The sequence below is a fragment of the Isosphaeraceae bacterium EP7 genome (genome assembly GCA_038400315.1).
Classification (GTDB): Bacteria; Planctomycetota; Planctomycetia; order Isosphaerales; family Isosphaeraceae; genus EP7.
This window is the reverse complement of record CP151667.1, coordinates 991,664-1,003,821: the sequence shown is the minus strand read 5'-3', so window position 1 is coordinate 1,003,821 and position 12,158 is coordinate 991,664. Positions and strand designations below refer to the sequence as shown.

General features: G+C 65.5%; 11 protein-coding genes. 8 read left to right on the top strand and 3 right to left on the bottom strand.

Going from position 1 to position 12,158, the window contains the following annotated elements; all coding sequences use genetic code 11:
• Positions 1 to 20 precede the first annotated feature (20 nt).
• Entirely contained in the window at positions 21 to 1,022 is a 1,002-nt protein-coding gene (locus EP7_RS04005) for a 3'-5' exoribonuclease YhaM family protein (protein WP_463526298.1), read from the top strand.
• 69 nt (positions 1,023 to 1,091) lie between these two features.
• Positions 1,092 to 3,488, top strand: coding sequence for a ribonuclease R family protein (locus tag EP7_RS04000; RefSeq protein WP_463526297.1), 2,397 nt, complete (start codon positions 1,092 to 1,094; stop codon positions 3,486 to 3,488).
• A 24-nt stretch (positions 3,489 to 3,512) separates the two neighbouring features.
• Here EP7_RS04000 and EP7_RS03995 read toward each other — a convergent pair whose 3' ends face one another.
• Positions 3,513 to 3,791 (bottom strand): hypothetical protein, encoded by a 279-nt coding sequence (locus tag EP7_RS03995; RefSeq protein ID WP_463526296.1) that lies wholly within the window; start codon positions 3,789 to 3,791, stop codon positions 3,513 to 3,515.
• A 355-nt stretch (positions 3,792 to 4,146) separates the two neighbouring features.
• On the opposite strand from EP7_RS03995, the gene EP7_RS03990 reads away from it, so the two are divergent.
• From EP7_RS03990 to modC, 5 genes are all read left to right on the top strand, one after another.
• Positions 4,147 to 5,112 carry a HEAT repeat domain-containing protein gene (locus tag EP7_RS03990; protein ID WP_463526295.1) on the top strand — a complete coding sequence of 322 codons (966 nt, stop codon included), beginning with the start codon at positions 4,147 to 4,149 and terminating at the stop codon, positions 5,110 to 5,112.
• Positions 5,113 to 5,215: 103 nt separating this feature from the next.
• A complete protein-coding gene (locus EP7_RS03985) occupies positions 5,216 to 6,613 on the top strand; it encodes an APC family permease (protein WP_463526294.1) in 1,398 nt (465 codons plus the stop codon).
• Between the two features lie 108 nt (positions 6,614 to 6,721).
• Positions 6,722 to 7,045 carry a 2Fe-2S iron-sulfur cluster-binding protein gene (locus EP7_RS03980; protein WP_463526293.1) on the top strand — a complete coding sequence of 108 codons (324 nt, stop codon included), beginning with the start codon at positions 6,722 to 6,724 and terminating at the stop codon, positions 7,043 to 7,045.
• 34 nt (positions 7,046 to 7,079) lie between these two features.
• On the top strand, positions 7,080 to 7,751 hold the full coding sequence (gene modB, locus EP7_RS03975; RefSeq protein ID WP_463526291.1) for a molybdate ABC transporter permease subunit: 672 nt from the start codon (positions 7,080 to 7,082) through the stop codon (positions 7,749 to 7,751).
• A complete protein-coding gene (modC, locus tag EP7_RS03970; protein ID WP_463526290.1) occupies positions 7,748 to 8,836 on the top strand; it encodes a molybdenum ABC transporter ATP-binding protein in 1,089 nt (362 codons plus the stop codon). Before modB ends, modC begins: the two co-directional genes overlap by 4 nt.
• A 286-nt stretch (positions 8,837 to 9,122) precedes the next feature.
• On the opposite strand, the gene EP7_RS03965 is transcribed toward modC, so the two are convergent.
• Both EP7_RS03965 and EP7_RS03960 read right to left on the bottom strand, forming a co-directional pair.
• The gene (locus EP7_RS03965; protein ID WP_463526289.1) at positions 9,123 to 10,133 is read right to left on the bottom strand and encodes a DUF1559 domain-containing protein; all 1,011 of its coding nucleotides are present in this window, start codon (positions 10,131 to 10,133) and stop codon (positions 9,123 to 9,125) included.
• 111 nt (positions 10,134 to 10,244) lie between these two features.
• Positions 10,245 to 10,592, bottom strand: coding sequence for a hypothetical protein (locus EP7_RS03960; RefSeq protein ID WP_463526288.1), 348 nt, complete (start codon positions 10,590 to 10,592; stop codon positions 10,245 to 10,247).
• 527 nt (positions 10,593 to 11,119) lie between these two features.
• On the opposite strand from EP7_RS03960, the gene EP7_RS03955 reads away from it, so the two are divergent.
• Positions 11,120 to 12,034 (top strand): hypothetical protein, encoded by a 915-nt coding sequence (locus EP7_RS03955; RefSeq protein WP_463526287.1) that lies wholly within the window; start codon positions 11,120 to 11,122, stop codon positions 12,032 to 12,034.
• Positions 12,035 to 12,158 lie beyond the last annotated feature (124 nt).

Here is a 12,158-nt window from a genome sequence, read left to right as displayed (position 1 = left end):
TCCCCGCGATCGATGACCGAATGACCCGCCGCTACGTCAATCAGATCGCCAACGGAGATGGCGTCGACGAGGCTTACCTCGTCGCCGACAAGCAGCTCCGGTCCAACCGCCAGGGGAGCCTCTACCTCCACCTGGAATTGCGTGACAAGACCGGCGTCATCGGCGCCCGGCTCTGGAACGCCACGGAAGCCCTCGCCGGCACCTTCGAGGCCGGGGATTATCTGCACGCCCGCGGGAAGACCCAGCTCTTTCAGGGGGCCTTGCAGGTCATCCTCTCGCACATCGAGGTGATCGACCCCGCTCGGCTCGAGCCCGAAGAGTTCATGCCCCAGGCCAGCCAGAACGTCGCCAGGCTGACCAAACGCCTGCGAGACATGCTCTTCGGCCTGAACGACCCCCACCTGCGGGCCCTGGCCGAGTGCTTCCTGATCGACGACGAATTCCTCCGCAAGTATACCTCCGCGCCGGCCGGCATCAAGAACCACCACGCCTACAACGCCGGGCTGCTCGAGCACGTCGTCACCATGATGACCGCCGCCGGCCGGATCGCCGACCTCTACCCGGACGTCGACAAAGACCTGCTGCTCACCGGCGTCTTCCTGCACGACGTCGGCAAGATCGACGAGCTCGGCTACGACCGCACCTTCTCCTATACCGACCGCGGCCAGCTCGTCGGCCACCTGATCATGGGCGTAGTGCTGCTCCGAGAGAAGGCCGCCAAGGTCCCCGACCTGACCGGCGAGCCCTTCCCCGATGAGCTCCTGATGCGCCTGGAGCACATGATCGTCAGCCACCATGGCGCCCACGAATTCGGCAGCCCCAAGCTTCCGATGACCCCCGAAGCGGTCGCCCTGCACTACCTGGATAACCTCGACGCCAAGCTCCACCAGGTCGGCCGCGAGATCCGCGACGACCCCAACCGCGACTCGAGCTGGACCCCCTTCCATCAGAGTCTCGGCAGGCGCATCTTCAAGGGGACTCCCGGCGCACGGGCGCAGTCCGACGGCGAGGCGAGCGAGTGACCGGATCGAACCGGATCGACCGTCTGCCGCCCCCCTCAACCGACGACGCCCCCCTCGCGGAGAATGACGATGGATGACCTCTCCGCTCGGTTGATGGCCGCGGTCGTGAAGGCGGGAAACAGGCCCTCGACCATCAAGGCGCTGGCCAAGCAGTTCGAGATCTCCGAGGCCGATTACGCCGAGTTCCGCAAGGCGGTCCGCGACCTGGTCAAGTCGGGCAAGCTCGACATGGCCAAGGACAAGACCATACGCGTGCCCGACACCAAGGGCCTGATCGTCGGCACCTTCCGCCGCTCCAGCCGCGGTTTCGGATTCGTCCGGCCGCAGGGATCGGCGCCCGGGCAGAAGGCCGATCAGATCTACATCGCGCCGGACCACTCGCGCGACGCGTCGACCGGCGACCAGGTGGCGGTCCGCCTGACCAAGCGTCCGAAGGGCCCCGGGTACAACTCCGAGGGGCGAGTCGTCCAGGTCCTCAGCCGCGCCTCGGGCCTGTTCGTCGGCACCTACTTCGAGCGGGCCGGCCTGGGGTTCGTCAAGATCGACGGCACCACGTTCTCCGCCCCGCTGCTCGTCGGCGACCCGGGCGCCAAGGGTGCAAAGCCCGGCGACAAGGTCGCCCTGGAGATGGTCCGCTATCCCACCCCGGTGAAGGAGGGCGAAGGGGTCATCACCGAGGTCCTCGGCCCGCGCGGACAGCCCGGCGTCGACACCCTCTCGGTGATCCGAGCCCTGGGGATCCCCGATACTTTCGATGACGACGCCCTCATGGAAGCTCGCGAGCGGGCCAAGGAATTCGACGACCAGGTCGTCGAAGACCGGACCGACTTGCGCGAGATCCTGACCGTCACAATCGACCCGGCGACCGCCCGCGACTTCGACGACGCGATCACCCTCTCGAAGGACGAAAAAGGATTCTGGTCGCTGGGCGTCCACATCGCCGACGTGAGCCACTTCGTCCGGCCCAACTCGGAGCTTGACCGGACCGCGCGCACACGGGGCACGAGCGTCTACCTGCCCGACCGCGTGATCCCGATGCTCCCGGAGATCATCTCCAACAGCCTGGCCAGCCTCCAGGCCGACCACACGCGTTACACGCTAAGCGCCTTCATGGAGTTCGACGCCGAAGGGCGCAGGACCGACAAGCAATTCGCCCGCACGGCCATCCGCGTCGACCGCCGGTTCAGCTACGAGGAAGCCTTCGCGATCATGAAGGGGGAGGTCCCCACGAAGGTCGACGCCCTGGCCCATGCGTTCGACGGGATCGGCGACGACGTGGACGACGTCGAGATCGATTTCGTCGCCGAGAGCGGCGAGGAGACCGAAGCTCCGTACGTCTCCCCCGAGGTCACCGCGATGCTCGGGCAGATGCTCGAGCTGGCGATGATCCTCAGGCGAAGGCGATTCCAGCGAGGGGCCCTGGAGCTGCACATGCCCGAGGTCGAGATCGACCTGGGCGACGCCGGCCAGGTCACCGGCGCCCACTTGAAGGGGACCGACGCCAGTCACCAGGTGATCGAGGAGTTCATGCTGGCTGCGAATGAGGCGGTCGCCGAGCACCTGACCGCGGCCAAGGTCGGCTTCCTCAGGCGCGGTCACCCCGACCCCGAGCCGAAGAAGCTCGACGACTTCGCCGAGTTCGTCCGCGGGCTCGGCTTCTCAATCGACCAGCCGCAGAGCCGGTTCGAGCTCCAGAACGTGCTGGCAGAGGCCTCGAAGCGGCCCGAGGCTGACGCCGTCCACTACGCCATGCTCCGCAGCCTGAAGCAGGCGAATTACACGCCCGAACGCGAGGGACACTACGCCCTCGCCAGCATGGACTACTGCCACTTCACCTCGCCCATCCGCCGCTACCCCGACCTTCAGGTCCACCGCCAGCTCGTCAGCCTGCTGGCCGGCCAGAAGCCCAAGAGCGACGCCGATGAGCTGGCCGCCTTGGCCGAGCACTGCACCCGGACCGAGCGCCGTGCCGAGGCCGCCGAGCGCGAGATCATCAAGATCAAGCTACTGACCCACCTGGCCACGCGCATTGGCGAGACGTTCGAGGCGGTCATCATCGCGGTGGAAGACTTCGGCTTCTTCGCCCGCCTGGTCGAGCTGCCCGCCGAAGGGCTGGTCCACATCACCGGACTCGGCGAAGACTACTTCTACCTCGAATCGGGCACCCACTCCCTGGTCGGTCGCCGCTCAGGCACGAGATACCGGTTGGGAGACCGCCTGAAGGTTCGAGTCGCGCGGGTCGACATCGACCGCCGCGAGCTGGACCTCGCCCTGGCCCTCGAAGGTGAAGGCGAGGAGACGCCCGAGCTGCCGCCGTCGACGACCGCGCGCCCCGATCGCCCGCGCGTGCCGAAGCTGCCGACCTCCGCGCCGGCGCGTGGCGGCAGGAAGCCGCCGAAGGCCTCGACAAAGAAGGCGAAAGGCGGAGACAAAGGGAAAAGCAAGCGGAAGGGGCGCCGGAGCTGACCCCCCCATCGCCGGACGACCTGATTAGGCCCGTTCATCCAAGGGAAGCCGCCGCTTGGGCTCGGCCGCGTACGACGACGGATTGAACTCGGGGACGGGGATCAGCGTCAGGCTGAAGCCAACCGCCGTGGGGACGGCCTGATACCAATCTCCGCAATCGGCGCAAGTCCCGAGTAACCGCTCGGGGTGGTCGACCGACGGCTGATGAATCTCGAGCGGCCCGCCGCAGTCGCGACAATGCACTGCGGGTGGTTCCTGGAGCTTCTTGCGTCCGACAGCCGCCGAGCCAAGTCGTCGTCCCATCGTCATCGGTCCTCTTTCGTCGAGGGATGCAAGCGAATGCCACGTCTTCGTGGTCCGTTTTCGCTTCGTTGGGGGTGTGTTTGATCACTCAGACACTAACGAATAACCTCATCTTAGTACACCGCACGTCCGAAGCAAGAGGGAATTGCAAAATAAAGCGTGATTTAATCATATAGATCTGTTCGAAACTGGCAAAATGCCCCCACTCTCGGCGGCCGGAATGCCGGGAGGTTGCCCTTCTCAAAAGTGCCAAACGGGGCCAAAATCGGCCCGACGCACCGGCTCTTGCCTTGCTCGGCGAGCCAGAATCGTGGGGCGTTCGGGGTGTCATACCTCCCAGGGAGGGGGTCTGTTGATGGATCGCAAGCGGCGTCTGAGGATCGGGCTGGCCCTGGCGGCTCTGGGGCTGCCCTCGCCGGCCGTCGCCCAGGTCATCGACCGCGAGACGAGCGTGACGGGGCCACGCGGCCGGACCATCGAGCGGCACGTCCGCTCCGAACGCCAGGGCGGGGTGGTCCAGCGCGAGGTCGACATCAAGCGCCCCGCGGGCACGTACCGCAGCCAGGCGACCATCGCCCGCGGCCAGCGCCCCGGGCCGCCGCCCCCACCCCAATGGGGCTATCCGGGTGGCCATGGCAGGTTCCGACCGGGCCCGCCTCCGCCGATCTTCGTCGAGCGGCCTCGTCCGTCGGGCTACTTCGGCATCGGCATGGGTGCCCCTCTGTTCAACCTGGTCGTCGGATCGCCCGCGCCGCCTCCGCCGATTTTCGTCTATCCCGAGCCCGTGGTCGTGGCCCCTCCCCCACCCGTCGTGGTGTACAACCCACCGATACGTTACGCCGCCCCGCAGCCGGAGACGATCGTCATCGACCCCGTCGAGGAACAGATCCAGCGGCTGTCCAGCAATCACGACAATAGCCGTGAAGATGCCTGTAACGTCCTGGGACGGCTGGGCGACCCCCGGGCCTTGCCCCCCCTGGTTGACCGTCTGAAGGACGACGAAGACCGCGACGTGCGCATCGCAGCGGCCTGGGCCCTGGCCAATATTGGCGATCCCGGCGGCCTGATCGTCCTGGAGCGGGCCTCGGCCTACGACAAAAATTCGCAGGTCAGGGGCGAAGCCGTGGGTGCCTATCGCCGGCTCGAGGCCAGCGTTGCCGCATCGTCCGCCGTTGCCTCCGAGGCTCGGTCCGAGGGCAATCAGGGACGGCCCGTCTCCCAGAGCCAGCCCGCCTCAAACCGGCCGGCTGCCCAGCCATACGACAATGGACCGCCGCCGCCTCCCGATCCCGAACCTTATCTGACGCAGCCGCGCCGCTAAGAACTCGCGCTCGTCCCCCTTCCGGCCCGTGGTCCGCCAGGCGAGAATCGCCCGGCCGGTCGCACGGGCCTCGTCGTTTTCGAAGCAAAGTGAGACGTCTTCCATGCCGAATCATCAGGCCGACGACCCCGCGATGCCCGCCGGATTCGGGCTGGCGACCGCCACGTTCGTCGTGGTGGCCAGCATGGTCGGCGTCGGAATCCTGACCACCTCGGGCTATACCGTCGCGGCCACCGGCAGCAACGCCTTGATGCTCGGACTCTGGGCCGTCGGCGGAGTCGTGGCGCTCTGCGGTGCTTTGACGATCGCCGAGCTGGCCGCCGCGTTGCCGAAGACCGGTGGCGATTACGTGTTCCTACGCGAGGCTTTCGGCGCCCCTGTTGCGTTTCTCTCGGGCTGGGTCTCCTTCTTCATCGGCTTCGCCGGCCCGATCGCCGCGTCGGCGTCGGCGTCGGCATCGTACCTGACGGCCCCGTTCGGGCTGACAGAGCCGACCGGCTGGTGGGTCCGGCATGCCCTGGCCACGGCCTCGATCCTCGCATTCACCTTGATTCATGTCGGCGGGCGCCGCGGCACCGCACGCGTCCAGGTGGCGATCACGCTGATCAAGGTGGGCGGCCTGACGCTGCTGGCCATCGCCGGCATTTTCGCCGGACGTGGGAACCTCGCGAATCTCAACGACCTGCCGACAATCCGGCCATCGACCGTGCAATCGATGCTCTTCTCCCTGGTCTACATCGCCTACGGCTACACGGGTTGGAACGCGGCTGGCTACCTCGCCGGAGAGATCGGCGACCCCAAGCGACGGCTCCCGTTGTCGATCCTGATCGGCACCGTTGGGGTGACGGCGCTCTACATGGCCCTGAACCTGTTCTACGCCCTGGCGCTGCCGGCCTCAGAAATCCGGCGGGTTGTCGACTCCCAGGGATTCGGCGCCGTGGCCCCGATCGCCGAGTTGGCCGCGACCAGGCTGTTCGACCCCAGGGTTGCCGGTCCTCTGTCGGTTGCAGTGGGCCTGATGCTCTGGTCGACCCTGAGCGCTTATGTGCTGACCGGCCCGAGGGTGCTGCACGCGATGGCTGTCGACGGCCTCTTCCCCTCGTTCGCTGCCCGCCTGACCCGCGGGAGCCGGACGCCCGCCCTGGCCACGTTCTTGCAGTCGGGCTGGGCCCTTCTCCTGCTTTGGTCGGCCCCGTTCGACGAGATCCTGATCTACGCGAGCGTGGGCCTCTCCCTTTTCTCGATGCTGACGGTCGGCTCGGTCTATGCCCTGAGGATTCGCCGGCCCGACCTGGAACGGCCATTCCGGGTCCCCGGCTATCCGCTGACTCCGGCCATCTTCCTGCTGGTGACCGGGGCCCTGATCGTCGCGGCCTTTAATGACCCCAACGGCAAGGGGTTGCACAGCGCCTGGTTCGCGATCGGCAGCGTGGCGGCCGGCCTGCCTGCCTATTACGGCTGGAAGGCCTGGTCGGGGCCGCAGACCAGCCCGCCGTCCTGAACGCAAGACGGGCGTGCTTGCCGATCAGGGCGTGGGACACTACGCTGTGTGCGTCCCACGCGCCAAACGGCGCGCGTTCGATTTCGCTGGTCCCCGAAGGTGATTGATATGCCGACCGTAACCGTCGACGGTGAGAAGTCTTTCGAGGTGCCCGACGGCAAGAAGCTGGTCCTTGCCATCGAGGACGCCGGCATCGACATCTTGCACCGCTGCGGCGGCGTGGCCAAGTGCACCACCTGCAAGGTGCAGGTCCTGGAAGGTGAACCCGGGCCGATGACCCCGTTCGAGGTCGCCCGACTGGCCCGCGACGCTACCCTGGGGCCCGACATCCGCCTTTCCTGCCAGGTCCGCGTGCACGGAGACCTGAAGGTGAACGTCTTCGGCCGAGCCAGCGCCGCCGGCGTGAACCCCGGCAACCGCCCGTCCGACTGATCCGCTCGGCCCACCCCCGAGCTCAAGGACGCGCATGCCGACCGACCTGGCCCCGCTCTGGCTCTCCTTGAAGGTTGCCGCCGCCGCGACGGCCCTGGATCTCTGCCTCGGCCTCCCCGCCGCCTGGATCCTGGCGCGGCGGCGTTTCTTCGGCAAATCGGTCGTCGGCGGCCTGCTCGTCCTGCCGCTGGTGCTCCCCCCCACGGTGCTGGGCTATCTGATTCTCAGGGTGCTCGGCCGGCGCACCGTGATCGGGGCCTGGCTGGAAGCGACGCTCGGCCTGACCCTGGTCTTCCATCCGGCCGGCGCAGTCCTGGCCTCGGCCCTGGCGGCCTTCCCGCTCTTCCTGGTCCCGGCCCGAGGCGCGATCGAGGGGGTCGACCCCGCCCTGGAAGACGCCGCCAGGCTGCTGGGACGCGGGGAATGGTCGGTCTTCTGGTCGATCACGGCCCCACTCGCCTGGCGCGGGATGCTTGCCGGCGCGGTGCTCGCCTTCGCTCGCGCCCTGGGCGACTTCGGCGCCACGCTCATGGTCGCCGGCGACATCCCGGGCCTGACCCGCACCGCGTCGATGGCCATCTATGACGCGGTGCAGACCGGCGACCACGCCGAGGCGTTGGGCCTGACCATGGGCATCAGCCTGATCTCGATCGCCGCCCTGACCCTGGCGCAGAAGGTCTCCCCGGCGCGGAGCTTCGGCCGTTGAGCCTCGACGTCCGCCTGACTCACCCCGTCCACCCCGGCCTGACGCTCGACGTGAGCTTTACCGTGGGGAGAGAGCCGGCCATCCTCTTCGGCCGATCGGGGGCCGGAAAGAGCACCCTGCTCCGCCTGATTGCCGGCCTGGTGCGGCCCGATTCGGGCTCGATCCGACTCGACGGCATCGACCTGTTCGACTCCGCGAAAGGCATCAACGTACCGCTGCGTCATCGCCGGATCGGCCTGATCCATCAGGATGACCTGCTCTTCCCGCACCTGAGCGTCGCGAGCAACATCCGCTTCGGCCTGGCCGGCTGCCGCCCTCGCCGCGAGGCCCGCAGCCGCGTGGCCGAGGTGGCCGAACTCTGCGGCGTGGAGCACCTGCTCGGCCGCCGCCCCGAGACCCTCTCCGGCGGCGAACGCCAGCGCGTCGGGCTTGCGAGGGCACTCGCCCCGGGGCCCCGCCTGCTCCTCTGCGACGAGCCCGTCTCGGCGCTCGACCTCCCCGGCCGCCAGGCCATGATCGATCGCCTGGCAATGATCCAGAAAATCGAGCAGATCCCACTCCTGCACGTCACCCACAGCCCATCCGAAGCGATTGCGCTCGGCTCGACATTGCTGCTGATGTCGGGCGGCAAGATCATCGACCGAGGCCCCCCCCTGGATGTCCTGGGCAAGGCCCGCGACGCCGATGCCAACTGGCACGACGCTCGCAACGTCTTCAGGGCCACGGTCCTGGAACCGAGGCCCGGCGAGGGCGAGACGATCGTCCGTCTCGAACCGGGCCCTGACCTGGTCATCCCGCACGTCGATTCAGCCCCCGGGACCAGGCTCGTGCTGGGCGTGAGCGGCGACGACGTGTTGCTGGCGAAGGGTCCGATCCAGGGCTTGAGCGCCCGCAACATCCTGAGAGGCCGTGTCGACCGCATCCTGGCCCACGGGCACGACGCAGAGGTCGTGGTGACGTGCGAGGGCTCCACCTGGCTCGCGAGCGTCGTCGCAGGGGCCGTGACCTCGCTCGGGTTGGAGCCCGGAGTCGAGGTCAGCCTGGTCATCAAGGCCCGCGCCATCCGGGTGCTTGACGGCGGCTAGCGAGATTCTCGTTCGTGCTTCTCACGACCAATTTCGCCAAATCCGAGCCGGATGATCCCGATGCCCCTCTGCCTTCCAGGGTCATCCGAGGCGGTCGCAAGTCGGGAGGAGTGGCCCGCGATCGTTACTCAGGACGTTCGAGCCGAGATCTCGATCGTGAGGGGATGAGGGTGGCGATCGGTCCACCCTCATCACATCAACCACGGCTATTGCCGGATAGACATTCGCACTCGATGACGACACGGCCCAAAAGTCCTGCGCCCCTCGGTTCCATGAGATCGAGATCTCAGTAAGAGTCGGAGCTAATAATTTCACCGCCACGGGTCGAGGACAAGGCCTGCCAGATATTGAAGCTGACCGAGTTCTTGACGAATTTGACGGAACCATCGGCCATCGTCACATTGACCCCGCCGGGGTGTCGGCTACGGGCTCCGTTCATCCTGGGCAGCGCCGAGGTTGGCTCCGTGCAGGGCGGATTGTTGCCGCTGGGATAGACGCAGTACGACCTGTCCTCGGTCACGTCGGGCATGGGCGAGTTGGGCGTCAGCCAGCCCACGAATCCGGCGGCGCTGCCCCAGTACGAGAAACCTCTCAGGTCATAGGGAGCGGCATATTGCCCACCCGTCCCGGTCCCCACCAGGCCCTCTGAGACGAGCATGGTGTTACTCAATCCATCGGGGATGCCGCTGAAGTTGACGACATGCTGCCCCGACATCCCCGGATTACCCGCAACGGCATTCATGTCGGTGAACGGGGCTCCATTGAAGGGAACGTTGTTGAAGATCGTCGGCTGCCCGGTCGTCAGATTGCCGTAATTGGCCAGGTAGTTCTGCGAGGTCACATTCATCTTGACGCCGTTGAGAGTCAGGCCAATGCCGGTCGTCATGGTCGCATTCCCATCGCTGGGGCAGGTATATGCGGCGATACGGGTCGACGAAACGGTGATATTTGCCACCCCGCTGTATCGGAAAGGCCCGTCATATTCCGTACCCAGATATTTCAGGTCGCCGCCAAAGTTCCAGGCATTCCAAAGGGCCTGCTGCTCGATATTGGGCAAGGTGAAGACGATCCAGGTGCCCCAGCAGCAACTCTTGTTACCCGGTGCGAGCGACTGATTCGTGTCATGATAATTGTGCATCGCCAGCCCGATTTGCTTCAGGTTGTTGGTGCACTGGATCCGCCTGGCCGCCTCGCGGGCCGACTGGACCGCCGGGAGAAGGAGCGCGATGAGGACGGCGATGATCGAGATGACGACGAGCAGCTCGATGAGCGTGAACCCGCGTTTGCGATTCGACATCATTGACGACTCCGGATCGGTGCAAGATTGGGGGGTGACGGGGAATTACGTATCGACTGGACTCAGGCTCCAAACTCGGCGAGCCTGGGTGCGATCATCTCGATGAGCGATTCACTTTCGCATCGACGTCGATTTCAACTCGAACCCGATCTCATTCTTCGACCCAGCTTCGACTGTGGCAGATAAGGTCGTCTTGGAGTTATAGATCGCGGGGATCAGCTCCTTGGGAGGGGCCGGGGCCATGCCCGGAGCATTGTTGGCGAAGTCCTTGGCCTTCCCCGAAGGATCACCGCCGGAAGTGACCGAGACCTTGTACTTCCCGGGGACGAGCCCCTGCTCTCTCGGGATGGAATAGCTGCCATCCTTGACAACGCCTGCCCCCTGCGTCGCGACATCCGGGCCGCCCGGCATGAACGAGATGAGCCCGGAAGGGAGGGGATTCTGATCGAGCGTGACCACTCCCGAGACTGCCTCGCGGGGCAGTCCGTCAGCATCGCCACAGCCCGTCGCGACCATCGCTAGCAACGAGGCCGCGGCTGCAAAGCGAGAGAGCGTCGAGGACAGGTCGGCGAACCGAGACGAGGTGAGACACACCAGGTGTCGAGACACTCGTGCGTTTGGACGCTTCGCAATGGGTTGGTTCATAACATCCTGTTACTTTGGGATCGAGATGTGGAGCGATACCCTCCGAGCTTCAGCTCGAATGGACATCTCTTCAAATCTCCGAATGACTGATAGACCGGGTGAGATCCATCGAGGCAGGGCCGTGCAGGCGGGAGCGGGCGTGGCGTATGGGGATGGAATCCACGTCGCATCGAAGAAAGCGGGGTTGCTTTTCATCGACTCCGAAAGGCGTAGGAGTGGCGACAGTCTGGTCTCACCCTCGCAAGCTTGCAAGAGAATTTTTAACGAAATGTTAATTTTTTTTGGCGTATGGTGACTTCGGCCGGGATGGGATCTCACCACTTAAGGGGAGCACATCAATGATGAGCGGGTCTTTCATTGACGTCAGCGACGCTGCCCGAATGTTCGTGTTCGCAGTCCTGGTCATGACGGCCTCAACCGGACACGCCGACGAGCAGATGATGCTCATGGAGGAAGCGAAATCCGGATGGACTGCGTTGGAACGCGTCTCGGACCAGACACGGATGGAAGGACACGAGATCACTCGCCCGATCAACAGGCCGGAGGCTGAAATCCGCGTCGAGGAGCGTGACTATCGGTTTACCCGCAAAGGGCACTCGCTCTTGATGATCCGGAGCGGGCACACCAGGAATGGAGAATTCGTCCTATCGCGCGACTACACCAGGGTCGGCTGTGTTTCCGAGAGGCGATGCTTCGTCCTCGACCGGAGCAATCCCGCGCACAAGTTCAACATCCTCGAAGTCTCGGAGGATGACCCGACGTTGAGGATGCAGCTCTCCGCGATCATGCGAAAGTATCTCGATGCGCCCTGGCGTGTCTCCGGCAAGTCGTTCGCGGAGTTCGTCGCCGATCCTGGCTTCCTGCTCCGTGACATGCGCCTCGAAGACGTTGATGGCGTCAGACTGGCGAGGCTCTCATTCGAATTCAACCCGTCCAAACAGCCCGACTCAGCAATTCGACGCGGAACATTCTGGTTCGATCCCGCAAGGTCATGGGCGAATGTCCGCTGCGAAACGAGGACTTCCGATGGGACTTTCCACCGTGAGATCCAATATCGCGGCAAGTCCAACTGTCCCGCGCGGATCGTCGATGAACTGAAGATGGCGGATGGCAAAGGGACCAGATTCGAGTTCGACTGTTCCGCCTGCTCGCACGGTGAGGTGACCGATGATGAGTTCACCCTGCCGCAATTCGAGCTGGAAGAGCCGAAACCGAAAAGGCTCCCGGCGCCCACGGCCGCCGCACCCTCCATCTGACGCCGCCGATGAATTCGACGGCGTCAGAGCGGACGTGCCTGCCATAAAGGACATAGAGCGGAACCGAGAAAGCCAAGAGAGGGGACAAGCAGGAAAGGGAAAGCAGCCCCTTCAACGCAAGTGG

Bases quoted from the DNA above. Each gene is read 5' to 3' on its own strand.
- EP7_RS04005 (WP_463526298.1), top strand. From the start codon at position 21: ATGACCCGCCGCTACGTCAATCAGATCGCCAACGGAGATGGCGTCGAC.
- EP7_RS04000 (WP_463526297.1), top strand. From the start codon at position 1,092: ATGGATGACCTCTCCGCTCGGTTGATGGCCGCGGTCGTGAAGGCGGGA.
- EP7_RS03995 (WP_463526296.1), bottom strand. From the start codon at position 3,791: ATGGGACGACGACTTGGCTCGGCGGCTGTCGGACGCAAGAAGCTCCAG.
- EP7_RS03990 (WP_463526295.1), top strand. From the start codon at position 4,147: ATGGATCGCAAGCGGCGTCTGAGGATCGGGCTGGCCCTGGCGGCTCTG.
- EP7_RS03985 (WP_463526294.1), top strand. From the start codon at position 5,216: ATGCCGAATCATCAGGCCGACGACCCCGCGATGCCCGCCGGATTCGGG.
- EP7_RS03980 (WP_463526293.1), top strand. From the start codon at position 6,722: ATGCCGACCGTAACCGTCGACGGTGAGAAGTCTTTCGAGGTGCCCGAC.
- modB (WP_463526291.1), top strand. From the start codon at position 7,080: ATGCCGACCGACCTGGCCCCGCTCTGGCTCTCCTTGAAGGTTGCCGCC.
- EP7_RS03965 (WP_463526289.1), bottom strand. From the start codon at position 10,133: ATGTCGAATCGCAAACGCGGGTTCACGCTCATCGAGCTGCTCGTCGTC.
- EP7_RS03955 (WP_463526287.1), top strand. From the start codon at position 11,120: ATGAGCGGGTCTTTCATTGACGTCAGCGACGCTGCCCGAATGTTCGTG.